Origin of the sequence: Limosilactobacillus antri DSM 16041 (assembly GCF_000160835.1) — a bacterium.
Lineage (GTDB): Bacteria > Bacillota > Bacilli > Lactobacillales > Lactobacillaceae > Limosilactobacillus > Limosilactobacillus antri.
The window spans coordinates 553,964-567,936 of the sequence record NZ_GG700733.1; the positions used below are offsets into that span (position 1 = coordinate 553,964).

Annotated in this window: 10 protein-coding genes and 5 tRNA genes; 14 read left to right on the forward strand and 1 reads right to left on the reverse strand. The window is 52.5% G+C overall.

The features are described from left to right. Positions 1 to 57: 57 nt before the first annotated feature. The 14 genes from HMPREF0494_RS06125 (at position 58) to HMPREF0494_RS06190 (ending at position 11,847) form a co-directional block, all read left to right on the forward strand. Positions 58 to 699, forward strand: coding sequence for a deoxynucleoside kinase (locus HMPREF0494_RS06125; RefSeq protein ID WP_007124092.1), 642 nt, complete (start codon positions 58 to 60; stop codon positions 697 to 699). 66 nt (positions 700 to 765) lie between these two features. Continuing rightward, positions 766 to 838, forward strand: a tRNA-Val gene (locus HMPREF0494_RS06130). A 3-nt stretch (positions 839 to 841) separates the two neighbouring features. Beyond that, positions 842 to 923 (forward strand) — tRNA-Leu (locus HMPREF0494_RS06135). 88 nt (positions 924 to 1,011) lie between these two features. Then, positions 1,012 to 1,083 (forward strand) — tRNA-Gly (locus HMPREF0494_RS06140). A gap of 6 nt (positions 1,084 to 1,089) precedes the next feature. Then, positions 1,090 to 1,163: transfer RNA gene (locus HMPREF0494_RS06145), tRNA-Arg, on the forward strand. Positions 1,164 to 1,216: 53 nt separating this feature from the next. Continuing rightward, positions 1,217 to 1,290: transfer RNA gene (locus HMPREF0494_RS06150), tRNA-Pro, on the forward strand. Positions 1,291 to 1,839: 549 nt separating this feature from the next. Beyond that, entirely contained in the window at positions 1,840 to 5,271 is a 3,432-nt protein-coding gene (locus HMPREF0494_RS06155) for a pyruvate carboxylase (protein ID WP_007124093.1), read from the forward strand. Positions 5,272 to 5,280: 9 nt separating this feature from the next. Further along, positions 5,281 to 6,036, forward strand: a complete 756-nt coding sequence (locus HMPREF0494_RS10775; protein ID WP_007124094.1) for a biotin--[acetyl-CoA-carboxylase] ligase — start codon at positions 5,281 to 5,283, stop codon at positions 6,034 to 6,036. A 286-nt stretch (positions 6,037 to 6,322) separates the two neighbouring features. After that, positions 6,323 to 7,042: a 5-oxoprolinase subunit PxpB gene (gene pxpB / locus HMPREF0494_RS06165; protein WP_007124095.1), complete on the forward strand. Its 720-nt coding sequence runs from the start codon at positions 6,323 to 6,325 to the stop codon at positions 7,040 to 7,042. Further along, complete coding sequence (locus HMPREF0494_RS06170) at positions 7,039 to 8,055, forward strand: 5-oxoprolinase subunit C family protein (RefSeq protein WP_007124096.1); 1,017 nt, start codon at positions 7,039 to 7,041, stop codon at positions 8,053 to 8,055. Before pxpB ends, HMPREF0494_RS06170 begins: the two co-directional genes overlap by 4 nt. A 10-nt stretch (positions 8,056 to 8,065) precedes the next feature. After that, positions 8,066 to 8,506 carry an acetyl-CoA carboxylase biotin carboxyl carrier protein gene (accB, locus tag HMPREF0494_RS06175; protein WP_007124097.1) on the forward strand — a complete coding sequence of 147 codons (441 nt, stop codon included), beginning with the start codon at positions 8,066 to 8,068 and terminating at the stop codon, positions 8,504 to 8,506. Beyond that, on the forward strand, positions 8,478 to 9,854 hold the full coding sequence (locus HMPREF0494_RS06180) for an acetyl-CoA carboxylase biotin carboxylase subunit (RefSeq protein ID WP_007124098.1): 1,377 nt from the start codon (positions 8,478 to 8,480) through the stop codon (positions 9,852 to 9,854). The genes accB and HMPREF0494_RS06180 overlap by 29 nt, the downstream gene beginning before the upstream one ends. Beyond that, complete coding sequence (locus HMPREF0494_RS06185) at positions 9,841 to 10,590, forward strand: LamB/YcsF family protein (RefSeq protein WP_007124099.1); 750 nt, start codon at positions 9,841 to 9,843, stop codon at positions 10,588 to 10,590. Before HMPREF0494_RS06180 ends, HMPREF0494_RS06185 begins: the two co-directional genes overlap by 14 nt. A 27-nt stretch (positions 10,591 to 10,617) precedes the next feature. Beyond that, a complete protein-coding gene (locus HMPREF0494_RS06190; RefSeq protein WP_007124100.1) occupies positions 10,618 to 11,847 on the forward strand; it encodes an NRAMP family divalent metal transporter in 1,230 nt (409 codons plus the stop codon). A gap of 272 nt (positions 11,848 to 12,119) precedes the next feature. On the opposite strand, the gene HMPREF0494_RS06195 is transcribed toward HMPREF0494_RS06190, so the two are convergent. Continuing rightward, on the reverse strand, positions 12,120 to 13,472 hold the full coding sequence (locus HMPREF0494_RS06195; protein WP_007124101.1) for a GHKL domain-containing protein: 1,353 nt from the start codon (positions 13,470 to 13,472) through the stop codon (positions 12,120 to 12,122). Positions 13,473 to 13,973 lie beyond the last annotated feature (501 nt).

Genomic DNA, 13,973 nt, shown 5'->3' on the forward strand with positions numbered 1-13,973 from the left:
TTAAATGTTAAAATAATAATCGTGACTTTTTAGTTCAAAAAGGAAAGGGTAAAAATTATGATTGCTTTAGCGGGAACAATTGGCGCAGGAAAAACCAGCCTGACACAGTTGCTGGCTGACCACCTCAACAGTACGGCCTTTTACGAGTCGGTTGACGACAATAAAATCCTCCCATTATTTTATAAAAATCCAAAGAAGTACGGCTTCTTGCTGCAAATTTACTTTCTGAATAAGCGGATTGACGAAATTAAGGATTCTTATGACAACGACCTGAACGTTTTGGACCGGTCGATCTTTGAAGACGCCCTCTTATTCAAACTCAACGCGGACATGGGTCGGGCAACGCAGACGGAATCAGATATTTATAGTTCGCTGCTGGCAAACATGATGGAAGAGTTGCCAGAGCAGCCTCACCAAAAGGCCCCTGACCTCTTAATCACGATCCAGGTATCCTTTGAAACGATGCTCAAGCGGATTGAAAAGCGGGGCCGAGCCTACGAGCAGATTGCTAATGACCCGTCGCTTTACAGCTACTATCAGAACCTCAATAACCGTTACCGGGACTGGTACGTCCAGTACGATGAGAGTCCGAAAATGCTGATCGACGGGGATAAGTATGATTTTGTGGAGGACCCGGCAGCGGCACAGACGGTGTTGAAGATGGTTGACCGGAAGTTAGTAGAGTTAAATTTAAAATAGGGATTTGACAATTTCACGATGAGATGATATATTATTTGAGCTGGCTTATTTAAGTTCAGTTCATTCGGAGGATTAGCTCAGTTGGGAGAGCATCTGCCTTACAAGCAGAGGGTCACAGGTTCGAGCCCTGTATCCTCCATATGCGGATGTGGCGGAATTGGCAGACGCGCAAGATTTAGGATCTTGTATCTTTTGATGTAAGGGTTCAAGTCCCTTCATCCGCATTAATATTATTTGAAATAAGTATTGACATTTTACTGGGGTTCAGGTAATATTAATAATCGTTGATAGCAATTAAATAGCTAAAGATATGCGGAAGTAGTTCAGTGGTAGAACATCACCTTGCCATGGTGGGGGTCGCGGGTTCGAATCCCGTCTTCCGCTTTTCTTGCACCCATAGCGCAATTGGATAGAGTGTCTGACTACGAATCAGAAGGTTGAAGGTTCGACTCCTTCTGGGTGCATCTACACATTGAGCGTGACAGTTACTCATCAGTAGGTGTGGCGCTTCTTTTTTCGGGAATTAGCTCAGTTTGGTAGAGCGCTGCGTTCGGGACGCAGAGGTCGCAAGTTCAAATCTTGTATTCCCGACTAGTTTAGAAACCCACTGCAGTAATTTTTGTTGCAGTGGGCTTTTTTATTCGGCTGCAGTGAGAATTAGCAAAAGAGAGTGTCAGCTATCTCATTGGCATAGTATACAAACGGCTTGAGCGCATTTCTAAAGGCTCCCTAAACCGGCTTTTTAGCAGGTTTGGGGAGCCTTTTTTCTATCCTTGTCCGTCAGCTTGAGCCCGGACTAGCTAATTGTGCTTCATTAAAATCTTGACCGATCCATGTGGACGCCATTCAGTGAGCTTGCCGTACCAGCCCGTTTTTAATCCTGCCAATGGTTGACAAAGCACAATATTGTGAGTATAGTTTAACCAAATTTTAATGAACGATTAATAAAATTGGTTACTCAGTCCAAGCATTGCTTAGGTAAAGGACATTTAAGGAGGTGATGGCCATGACAGACAGTGATAATGGTAATATTGGGATTTTGAGCAATTCTGCAGGCTTCACTCCAAAATCGAGGGAGGATCAGTAGTTAAGTACAGAGAGTAATTGATGGCAGCACTTTTGAGTGGGAGGGTGCTTTAGATGTTTAAAAAAATTTTAGTAGCTAACCGTGGTGAAATTGCCACCCGGGTCGTCCGGGCTTGTCATGAGCTGGGCGTCAAGGCCGTGGCAGTTTACCCCAAGGAAGATGAATACTCTGCTCACCGCTTTGCTGCGGATGAGGCGTATTTGATCGGTCAAGGCGAAAAACCGATTGATGCCTACCTAGACATTGACGAAATTATTAGGGTAGCCAAGGAATCAGGTGCGGAAGCCGTTCACCCCGGATATGGTTTCTTGGCAGAAAATGCCGACCTGGCCCAGGCCTGTGCCGACAACGGTTTGAAATTTATCGGGCCGAAATCGGAGCACCTGCGGATGTTTGGTAACAAGCTGGAGGCGAAGAGGGTTGCGGTTGAAGCGGGACTTAAGCCAATTCCGGGCCTTTCTGGTGACATTAAGGACGTTGAGCAGGTGCGGGACTTTGCCCACCAGTACGGCTACCCGATCATGGTCAAGGCTGCCAATGGTGGTGGCGGCCGTGGAATGAGAATCATCAATGATGATCAGGAGCTGACTGACGAATTTGACCAGGCCCGTGACGAGGCCCTCAAGTCATTTGGCTCCAGTGAAATGTACGTCGAAAAGGATGTCCAGGAGCCTAAACACATTGAGGTGCAGGTGATTGCCGATGAACACGGGCACGTCATGCACCTCTTTGAACGGGACTGCTCCGTTCAGCGCCGTCATCAAAAGGTAATTGAATTTGCCCCCAGCGTCGTTCTGAGCCCGGAACGACGGGCGGAAGTCTGCAACATGGCGGTTAAACTGATGAAGAGCGTCCACTACCAAAACGCCGCCACGATTGAATTTTTGGAAACTCCGGACCAGTTCTACTTCATTGAGGTCAATCCCCGGATCCAGGTTGAACACACGGTCACCGAGTTGATTACGGGAATTGACATTGTTAAGACCCAGATTCGGGTTGCGGCCGGCGAGGATCTACATGCGGATATCCACCTTCCGAAGCAGGCGGACCTGCAGTTTCACGGTGCCGCCATTCAGTGCCGGGTTACGACGGAAGACCCTAAGAATCACTTCATGCCGGATACCGGGCGGGTAATGACCTATAACGCGCCTGGTGGTACCGGGGTTCGGCTCGATGGCAACGTCTATCCCGGCTACCAGGTCACCCCTTACTTTGACTCCCTGCTTGTCAAGTGCTGTACGAAGGGGGAGGACTTTAACGAAGCACGGGTCAAGATGCTGCGGGCCCTGGATGAGTTTCATATCCGGGGCGTTAAAACTAACATTCCCTTTATGGAGAACGTCCTGGAGCACCCGACCTTTATCAAGGGCGACTGCTCAACGACTTTCATCGATGAGACACCAGCCCTGTTTGACTTTGCCAATCACCCAGACACGCCCAAGCAGCTGGTCGACTACATCAGCAACGTTACCGTCAACGGCTTTGCGGGAGTCAGCAGGCAAGCTGAGCTGACTACGCCGGCAATGCAAGCACCCCGGCCTGACCAGATTGAAGTGAAATCGCCGGCTGGCAAAACGGTCAAGGACATCCTCGATGAACAGGGGGCTGCGGCGGCGATGGACTTTGTCAAGAACCAGCCGCGGGTTATGCTGACGGATACGACGATGCGGGATGCTCACCAGAGCCTGTTTGCTACTCGATTGCGGACGCATGATATGCTGCCGGCGATGAAGGTTTATGACCGCGCCATGCCGAACCTCTTCTCAGTTGAAAGCTGGGGTGGGGCAACCTTCGATGTCTGCTACCGGTTCCTGGGGGAAGACCCGTGGACCCGGCTGCGGCTGTTGAAGAAGTATATGCCCCACACCCTCCAGCAGATGCTGCTGCGGGCGTCTAATTCGGTCGGCTACCAGAACTACCCCGACAACGTTTTGAAACGTTTTATCGACCATAGTGCTAAGACCGGGGTCGATGTCTTCCGGATCTTTGACTCCCTTAACTGGCTTGAACAAATGCAACGCAGCATTGAATATGTTCGTGAAACCGGTAAGATCGCCGAGGGGGCAATGTGCTTCACGGGTGACTTCCTGAGTGCCAGTGAGCATAAATACACCCTTGATTACTACATGAAGATGGCTCAGGGCTTGGTCGATGCTGGCGCACAGATCATTGGCATTAAGGATATGGCGGGCTTGCTCAAACCCCAAGCGGCCTATGAGCTGGTCGGCAGCCTGAAGGCCAAGTTTGATGTTCCGGTTCACCTGCACACCCACGATACGACCGGTAACGGGGTGGCAACCTACGTCGCCGCCACCAAGGCCGGGGTTGATATCGTCGACGTTGCCATGGCGGCAATGGCTGGCACCACTAGCCAGCCAAGCCTCGGCACCTTCTATTACGCCCTGGAAGGCAATGACCGCCAGCCGGCTTTGAACATGGATAACGTCAGCGTGCTCAACAACTACTGGGCCCATGTTCGGCCCCTCTATCAGGACTTTAGCAACGGGGTCAACGCCCCGCAGCCGGACCTTTACCAGACTGAAATGCCTGGTGGCCAGTACTCTAACCTGAAGCAACAGGCTAAGTCGTTGGGAATCGATGACTTCAGCCTAGTTGAAAAGAAGTACCGGGAAGTCAACCAGCTGCTTGGCGATATTATCAAGGTGACGCCCAGCTCGAAAGTGGTTGGCGACATGGCAATCTTCATGATTCAGAACCACCTTGATAAGGACAACATCTTTACCAAGGGCCAGCACGTCGACTTCCCCGATTCGGTCGTAAACTTTTTTGCGGGTGACCTGGGACAGCCATATGGCGGCTTCCCGAAGGAGCTGCAAAAGATTGTCTTGAAGGATCACCCGGCGATCACCGTTCGGCCGGGCAGCCTGGCTAAACCGGTTGACTTTGTAGCAGTGAAGGCCGAGCTTGCCAAGAAAATTCACCGCCAGCCAACGGAGGATGACCTGCTCGGCTACATCATGTATCCAAAGGTCTTCGTTGACTACTTCAACAACCACCAGAAATACGGGGCAGTGATGGACCTCGATACAACAACCTATTACCAAGGAATGTGGCCGGGTGAGACTTTGCGGATCAAGATCGGCACCGGCAAGGAGATGATCCTGAAGCTGGACTTCGTTTCACCAACGGATCAGGATGGCCAGCGGACACTTTTTTACGAGCTGGATGGCCGGGCCTTTCAGATGAAGGTCGAGGACCGCAGCGTGAAAACACAAACCGCGAGCGTTCCAAAGGCCGATCCGGATGATCCCGGGCAGGTCGGGATGCCGCTGAACGGGAATGTTGTGAAGGTCAACGTCAAGGCTGGCGATCAGGTCAAGGTTGGCGAAGTGCTCCTCACTACCGAAGCCATGAAGATGGAATCAGCGGTCAAGGCGCCGTTTAGCGGAACGGTCAAGCAGGTTAATGTTAAGGTTGGCGATGCTTTGAAGAGTCAGGACCTGTTGCTGACGCTGGAAAAGTAGGTGAGGGTGATGAATGACTTTCCGCGTTTATCCGCTGCCGGGGTCACGGTCCAAAACCTTGACCAGGTCACGTCAACCAACGACCTTGCCAAGCAGCGGCTGGCAACCAGCGCCTCACAACCTTTCCTAATTGCCGCCGCTTCGCAACGAGCTGGTCGTGGGAAACCCGGCCGGACCTTTTTCTCACCGGCCGACAGCGGAGCCTATTTTACTCTGGGCCTGCCGTTTGCCGGTGTGAAGCTGACGGCGGCTCGGTTAACGGTTACTGCCGCGGTCGCCGCCGCAACGGTCCTGCACGAACATTTTCACCAGCCCATTACTATCAAGTGGGTCAACGACTTGTGTGTTGGCAACCGTAAGGCGGTAGGGATCCTAGCCGAAATGGTGCTCGATAATCACAATCGGCCGGCTGGCGTGGCAATCGGCTGGGGGATCAACCTTTTCCAGCCCGCTGACCAGTGGCCAGCCGAGATTGCAAAACAGGTTACCACGTTAAGCAATCAGCCAGTAAGCCGACAAGAGCGTTTGACGGTGATTGATGAGGTCGCGGCTCGTTTCCTCGACCTCTTAGCGCAACCGTGGCCAGCCGTTTTAGCCGTCTACCGGGACCACCAATATCTGAGTGGGAAACGGCTGGTTGTTGATACGGGAGCAGAGCGGATTAGCGGCCAATTTGAACGAATTACGGATGAAGGCTTTCTCTGCATTCGAACAGCGTGTGGGCGCCGGGTTTTCTCGGCGGGGACTGTCCGGGTACGGGAATGAGCCGGTATCTTGAATCCCGGTCCTAAGCAAAACTGGTTGATTTTGTTTAGGACCGGGGTTCCTGTTTAAAAGCACTGATTAAATTATTTTAACTTTGGATGAAATGTGAAAGTGCTGGATTTCTAATTTTTATAATGCTGTTAGTTGCTTTTTCTTAACATTATTAAGCGGAGATTACTCTTAACACTGGCCATAATTGCCACAAAATTGACATTGATTAGTTGGAACGCTAAGATGAAAGATAATTTAATTAGATTTTAATCAAAAAAACGAAAGGGCGAGACACATGGAAAAATACCAAATCACGGCGGTTGGCGATCAGGCGGTCGCAATCAGCTTTGCAAACCGCATTGATCCGCAGATTAACCAGCGCTTGCACCAAATTGGCCGCCTGATCTTGCAAGCTGATTTTCCGGCTGTGCAGACTGTTGTTCCCGCCTACCGGACGCTGACGGTGCTCTTCGATGGGAGCCGAACGACCGCTGATCAAGTCAGTGCGGAAATCGAGCCGATAATTAAGCAAGCCCTGCAGGTGGCGTTGCCGCCTTCCAGGACCTGGCTGATTCCCGTACTATACGGCGGTGATATGGGGCCAGACCTGTCGACCGTTGCCGATTTCGCCCACCTAAGCGATCAGGAAGCAGTCAATGCGTACACGAGTCATGACTACCTGATTTATTTTCTCGGTTTTTTACCAGGCTTTGCATACATGGCCAGTGTTCCGGACCGCCTGGCAATGCCCCGGTTGGAGAAACCGCGCCTCAAGATTCCGGCGGGCAGCGTCGGGATTGCGGGACACCAAACCGGCTTTTACCCGGTTGAATCCCCAGGCGGTTGGCGAATTATTGGCCGGACGCCATTAAAACTTTATGACCCGCACAATCCGCAGAGTTTCTATTCGGCTGGTGACAGTGTCCGTTTCTTTGCAATTGATCGGGATCAGTTTGCTGTAATTCAGCAGGCTGACCGGCAGGGCACGTATCAGGTAAGGACGGTGGAGAAATGATGGCAACAATTGATGTACTCAAGCCGGGCTTTCAGACGACCGTCCAGGATGCTGGTCGTCCTGATCACCTGATTGATGGTTTCCCCGAGGCGGGCAGCATGGATGCCCAGGCAATGAAGGTTGCCAATATTTTGGTCGACAACCAGCCTGACCAGCCAGTTCTGGAGTTTACCCTTCACGGCCCTAGCCTTCGTTTCAATGGTCCCGGCTTTATTGCAATTACTGGCGCCGACTTTGCGGTGCAGCTGAATCAACGACCGGTTGACCAGTACCGCTGCCTGCAGGTGCGGGCGGGAGACCTGCTAACGATCGGTGCTACTAGTACGGGCCGCTTTGGCTATTTGGCAGTCAGCGGGGGATTCCGGCTCCCTAAGGTGATGGGCAGCTGTGCGACGATCCTGCGTCTCCACCTGGGCGGCTACCGGGGTCGTCAACTGCGGGCTGGTGACCAATTACCCTTCAGCAGTCGGGCAACCATGTCCAGCTACTACCACCGCCATACTGCCGCACCAGCTCCTTCCCAACCGAAGGCGCCAGTTAGTATCCGTCTTCTGCCCGGTCCCCAGTGGGCTGAATTCAGCCATGCGGACCAGGAACGGTTGACCGCAAGTATCTTTGAGGTTACGAGTAACTCGGACCGGATGGGCTACCGCCTGCAGGGACCGCGACTGGAGAGCAGCCAACAGAGCATGCTTTCGGCGGCAACGGTGCGGGGCGGTATCCAGGTGCCTAACAACGGGCAGCCGATCGTCCTGATGGCGGACCGGCAGACCACGGGTGGCTACCCGCTGATCGCCGTTGTGGTTACGGCCGACCTCAGCAAACTGGTCCAGTGTCGCCCGGGTCAGAAAGTTAAGTTCAGCCTGGTAAACTTAGCGCAAGCCACGAAGCTGCTGCGAACACAGCGAGCCCAGTTAGACCACTTAGCGGCCCAAATCCGCGCGGCAAAGTATCAGCAGCCGATTGGCCGAAACCGGGTTGCCAGTCGCCGCATTCAGCAACTATTTGACTAAGGAGTGAGCAATGGTGGATACAAAGGCAATTAAAGACCTGATTAAACTCTTGAAGGATAACGGCCTGACGGAAATCGAATATTCTGATAAAAGTACACACATTAAACTGAAGCGGGAAAAGGCGCCGGTCGTTGCCAGCCCGCAGGCAGCACCTGCCGGGGCAGGAGATGACCACGCGCAGCAGCTGAAAATGGCTGCAAAGAACGCTGCTACCAGTAATAATACAATCAATGCCCCGAGCGTGGGGGTCTTCTATACGGCTAAGTCACCCCAGGAACCACCATTCGTCAAGGTTGGTGACCGGGTTAAGAAGGGGGACGTTGTCGGTGTGATTGAGGTCATGAAGACCTTTGTCAACGTGGTAGCGGATCGTGACGGCGTGGTTGAAAAGGTCCTGGTTAATAATGAAGAAGGGGTAGAGTATGGACAACCACTTATTCAAATCAAGTAGGTCGGTCAGTAAGTGGCCTTTTCATAAGGTCCTGGTTGCTAACCGGGGAGAGATTGCCGTCCGGATCATCCGGACCTGCCGCCTGCTCGGCATTAAAACGGTGGCGGTCTATTCGGCTGCTGATAAAACCGCCCTTCACGTTAAGCTGGCCGATGAAGCCGTTTGTATCGGTCCCGCCAGTGCTAGCAAGAGTTACCTGAATATTTCTGCAATCATCGTGGCGGCAAAGATCACGGGTGCCGGGGCGATTCATCCGGGTTATGGCTTTCTATCCGAAAGTCCGGAGTTTGCGGCGGCGTGTGAAAAAAACGGCCTGAAGCTGATCGGCCCCAGCTCCCAGGTGATCGCCCTGCTTGGCGATAAGGAACAGGCCCGTCTGACAATGGCGGCGGCCGGTCTGCCGGTGGTCAAGGGGAGTACCCAGGTGATTACGAAGGTCGCCGATGCGCTTGACCAGGCTAGCCAGCTGGGCTACCCGGTGATGCTGAAGGCGAGTGCTGGTGGTGGCGGCAAGGGGATGCGAATCGTTCACTCGCCAGCGGAGATGAAGGCAAACTTCCCGGTTGCGCAGGAGGAGGCCATGGCATCCTTTAGCAGCAAGGAGATGTACTTAGAGCAATATCTGCCGAATCCTCGTCACATTGAGGTTCAGATCGTTGCCGACCGGTACGGTAACGTCACGGCGCTTGGCGAACGGGACTGCACGATTCAGGCCCGTCACCAGAAGGTCATCGAGGAAGCACCCGCCGCGGTCTTGAGTGATGATGTGCGGGCAGAGATGCTGAAACGGACGGAGACGGCGGTTTCCCGTCTGCACTACGAAGGGGCGGGAACAATCGAATTCCTCTACAACCGTGACGGCAGCTTCTACTTTATGGAGATGAATACCCGGATTCAGGTGGAGCACCCGATTACGGAACTGATCACCGGGACCGACCTGGTCGAGCTGCAGTTGCGGATTGCGGCAGGTGATGAACTAAGCAAGCACCACATCAAGACGCGGGGCTTTGCACTAGAATGCCGGGTCACGGCACTGACACCGGGCAAAATCACCGGCCTCCACCTGCCGAGTGGCCAGGGCGTCCGGGTTGATACCGCCCTCTACCAGGGATACGTGGTGCCCGGCAACTATGATGGGATGATTGCTAAGATTATCGTTTACGGTGACCGGCGCCAGCAGGTTCTTCAACAGATGCAGGCGCTGGTTGGTGAAACCGTGATTAAGGGAATTAAAACGAACCTGGAAATGCTGGCCCAGATCTTGCAGGAGCCTGATTTCCAGCGTCTAACAACCAACGTAAACTGGCTTGATAAGCTAGAAAAGAGGGGTCCAAATGCAAACAGTTGATTTAAACAGTGATTTAGGTGAAAGTTATGGCCGCTACAAGTTGGGACGGGACGCTGAGGTAATCCCACTGATTTCTTCGGCAAACGTTGCCTGCGGCTACCATGCTGGAGATCCTGACGTCATCAGGCAGACGGTCGACATGGCCCAGGAAAATCAGGTGGCGGTGGGGGCTCACCCTAGCTACCCCGATCGATTAGGCTTTGGCCGCCGGCGGATGGACATGGCCCTGGATGACGTTACCAACATGATTACCTACCAGATTGCGGCTGTAGCGGGCTTTACAAAGGATCACCGCTTGCACCATGTTAAGCCCCACGGGGCCATCTACAACGCGGCTGCCAAGGACCGGGAACTTGCACTGGCAATTTGCCGGGGCATTCAGCGCTTTGATCCCCAGCTGCCGATTTACGGCTTATCAGGCAGCCAGCTAATTGTGGCGGCCAAGCAGGTTGATTTGCCCTACTGTTCGGAAGCATTTGCCGACCGGGCCTACCAGGCGGACGGAACCCTGGTTCCCCGCTCACAGGACGGGGCGGTTCTGACCGACCCCGCGCAGGTCGCACAGCGGGCGGTGAAGATGATCCAAGACCAGGCAGTCACGGCGATTACTGGCGAACGGGTTCCACTGCGGGTGGACTCCCTTTGCGTACACGGGGATAACGCGGCGGCCCTTAGGATTGTCAAGGCGCTGCGGAAGGCGCTAGCCGACGCTAATATCAAGGTTCAAGCGTTTTAGGCATGAGATTGAGAGAGGGGGAAGACAATGAAAAAAGAGCAGCAGAATGCAGGACTTCCAAAGTCGCGCCGCAATAAGCTGCACGCGGCGGCCATCGGGGGTGCCTTCCTGATGGCGATGTCGGCGGTCGGCCCGGGCTTTTTAACCCAGACGGCCACTTTTACCAGTCAGATGGGTGCTAACTTTGGCTTTGCCATTTTAGTCTGTATCCTGGTTGATATTATTGTGCAGCTAAACATTTGGCGGATTATCGTGGTGGCCGGTAAGCGGGCCCAGGTAATCGCCAATGAGGTTTTCCCGGGTCTAGGCTACCTCCTATCGGCGTTGGTGGCGATTGGTGGCTTATTCTTTAACATCGGCAATATCGGTGGTGCTGGCTTGGGCTTGAACGTACTTTTTGGAATTTCGCCACAGAACGGGGCGATTATTGTGGCAGCTTTTGCCATTATTGTCCTAATCATCAAGAATGCGTTGACGGCGGTGGACCGAACCGTGCAGGTGCTGGCGGTCATTAAGATTGCAATTCTGCTTTATATCCTGTGGGTCATGAAGGTTCCCTACGCTACCGCCGTTCAGCATTCCTTTGTTCCGACCAAGGTTGACTTCTATTCGATTGTGACGATTGTTGGTGGTACGGTTGGTGGCTATATTTCCTTTGCGGGTGGTCACCGGCTGCTCGAGGGCGGTGCCCGTGGTCAGCAGGACATCAAGTATGTCAATGAAGGGGCCTTAACCGGGATCGGCCTGGCTTCCGTTATTCGGATCATGCTGTTTTTGGCGGGCCTGGCGGTCATTGTTGCCGGCTATAAGCTGGACCCCGCTAACCCGGCAGCTTCTATTTTTAAGGTGGCGGCTGGCGATTTCGGTTACAAGTTCTTTGGCCTCCTTCTCTTGGCGTCAGGTCTTTCGTCGATTCTCGGCTCGACCTTTACTTCCGTTTCGTTTTTGGACTACGCCATCAGTGCTAAGGAAGATACCCATTTTGAGAAGTACCGGCGGATGCTGATTATGGCCTTCATTGTTTTCTCGACTGCGATCTTTTACTTCATCGGTCAGCCAGCAAAGGTTCTGGTGGTTGTCGGGACGCTGAATGGCTTTATCCTGCCGATTGCCTTGGCAATGCTGCTCTTGGCGGCCCGGCGCAAGGACATTATCGGGACGACTTACCGGCACCCCCGCTGGCTAAGCATTACCGGCTGGCTGGTAGTCCTCTTTATGGCCTTTGCCAGTGTCGAAGCCGCAATCAAGCTCTTCTAGGAGATCTGCGCCTAATTAATTTAGCCAGCCCTTTAGAAGATTATCTAAACTGGTTTTGGTAGATAATAGCAAGGGGCCTGTGACAAAATTCTGTTTTGCCGCAGGCTCTCGTTTTAGTTCCGAATAATTTAAAGATATCACGTGACCCAACCCAGGGACTTAGAGTCTAGCTACGGACAATCACCGACCCGTGCCGTGTCAATGATTGTCCTAGGCTAGCCTTACAGTCCCTAACCGTGGGTTGTGTCACAGCTCCTTTATTCCTTTTAATACTACTTTTTCGGCAGGACAATCTTTTGCTCCAGCCAGTGCTGGTTGCTGCTCCGGTCGTTGACGGCGTTCGGGTAGTGACCGAGGATAATTTTGAGGTTTCGCAGGCCCAGGTGGTGATTGTTGCCGATGCTGATCGAATGCTCCAGCTCGGCTAACTTGTTGAGGTCGACCTGGGCCTCCTTAGTCGAGTTGCCGACAATAATAAACTGGGCGTTCTCATTTTCAAAGAGGCTCAGGCTCACCTTCTTTTGCTTTGATACTTGTGCAGCATTGATGGCGTTATCAAGGAGGATTGCGGTGATCCGGATGGCATCGAGCGGCTGGAGGGTCGTCGTCAGTTCAAGCGGACGGACGACTTCTAAGCGGGGATGCAGGCCATCTTTAATGGCATCGCTCAGCTTTTGATAAACAATTGATTTAACTCCCAGGTCAGTGATGTTTTGCAGGGCCTCGAAGACGCTAGTCGGCATATCGACAATTCTGCTAGAGGACTGGGTCAGCTCTTGAATTGCTTGCTTAGCATAAGCAATGTGGTTGTCACTCAGCGCACTGGAAAGGCTGATAAGAATGTTTTGATAGTCGTGGCGAAAACGGCGCAGGTCATCATACATTACTTCCAGTTTATCGGTGTAGTTAGTAAGGCTGTCCAAATTGTGGCTGGCGAAAGTCGCCTGATCACGGTAATGGAGGTCGCTGCCAACATGGTTCATCACTAGGAGGGCGAGGATGAAGTAGGCGAGTGTAATCAACAGGGCAGCGGTGTTTCCGCCTAAATTATTGGCCGTCAGGAAATGTTGGACGAAGAAGAAAAAGAGACTCAGGGGGATAAAGAGGACGCTCAGACACCACTCGGCAACGGGGTGGCGGTTGTTAACCCGGCTAAAAAAGCGGTCGGCGAGTGGGCGAACGATTTTAATCACCAGGAGGGCGAAACCATAGATAAGTGGGATGAGGAAGGTGTGGGGGAGTGAACTAAACTGGGGGTATTTGACGAGGATGATTCGTGACAGTAGCAAACATACTACCGAGCTGAAGTAGTAAACTAACATACTGTAACCGAAATGGCTAACAATGGTTGCGAGGTGGTCACCAAACGGGTTCGCTAGGTAGTAAACTGCGACGATTGCCAGGCTGGCGGTGACCAAGTCATTAATGAAAAGACTCGGTGGCCAGAAGATGAAAGCTGCTCCCAAAACAACGTAGAAACCGATGGGGATAGTCCGGCGACTGATGTGCCGATAGCACCCCCAGAAAAGCCAGGGGTAGAAAAGGCATACTTTGACCAGAAATAAAATTAGGGAGGTCGGCGAGGCTACCCGTATAAATGGATTGTCAACAGCAAACAAGGTCATAAAATGAACACCTCAAGTAAAAGGATGGAGTAAACAGGTGAGCGTCATGGGTCCACATTGTGACAAGTTGAATCGACGAAATGCTATTAACTGGACTAGCTGTGGTCAGCAGGTCATGCAGCAGCTAGAACGACACCAGCGCCGGATCCTGCTGGGAGCCGATTCTTTGTCGTCATTTTTCGAGCACTGGTCGTGAAATAGAGCCAGCTTATTACGAACTTCAACACTGACGATAACGCCGTTTCGCGTTAAATTTTACGATCAGCAGCGCAAACTGATGATTAAGTATTCCCGTGGTGGGGATTTCAAACGGCATTATGAATATGTGAGTGGCACCATGCAGAGCTCTAACTAACTAAAGGGACGTACCGACATCGTTAGGTGTGCTAAGAAAAAGATGGCAGTGAATAACAAGCCCCAGCTGACGTTCGATTACGAAGGCCGCCGGGGCAGTTTTAATGATTATGATCGCTGTTGAGGTGCCGGGCATCCTGAACTCAG

Excerpts from the sequence above, each read along its gene's own strand:
- HMPREF0494_RS06125 (WP_007124092.1), top strand. The coding sequence starts at position 58 with ATGATTGCTTTAGCGGGAACAATTGGCGCAGGAAAAACCAGCCTGACA.
- HMPREF0494_RS06155 (WP_007124093.1), top strand. The coding sequence starts at position 1,840 with ATGTTTAAAAAAATTTTAGTAGCTAACCGTGGTGAAATTGCCACCCGG.
- HMPREF0494_RS10775 (WP_007124094.1), top strand. The coding sequence starts at position 5,281 with ATGAATGACTTTCCGCGTTTATCCGCTGCCGGGGTCACGGTCCAAAAC.
- pxpB (WP_007124095.1), top strand. The coding sequence starts at position 6,323 with ATGGAAAAATACCAAATCACGGCGGTTGGCGATCAGGCGGTCGCAATC.
- HMPREF0494_RS06170 (WP_007124096.1), top strand. The coding sequence starts at position 7,039 with ATGATGGCAACAATTGATGTACTCAAGCCGGGCTTTCAGACGACCGTC.
- accB (WP_007124097.1), top strand. The coding sequence starts at position 8,066 with ATGGTGGATACAAAGGCAATTAAAGACCTGATTAAACTCTTGAAGGAT.
- HMPREF0494_RS06180 (WP_007124098.1), top strand. The coding sequence starts at position 8,478 with ATGGACAACCACTTATTCAAATCAAGTAGGTCGGTCAGTAAGTGGCCT.
- HMPREF0494_RS06185 (WP_007124099.1), top strand. The coding sequence starts at position 9,841 with ATGCAAACAGTTGATTTAAACAGTGATTTAGGTGAAAGTTATGGCCGC.
- HMPREF0494_RS06190 (WP_007124100.1), top strand. The coding sequence starts at position 10,618 with ATGAAAAAAGAGCAGCAGAATGCAGGACTTCCAAAGTCGCGCCGCAAT.
- HMPREF0494_RS06195 (WP_007124101.1), bottom strand. The coding sequence starts at position 13,472 with ATGACCTTGTTTGCTGTTGACAATCCATTTATACGGGTAGCCTCGCCG.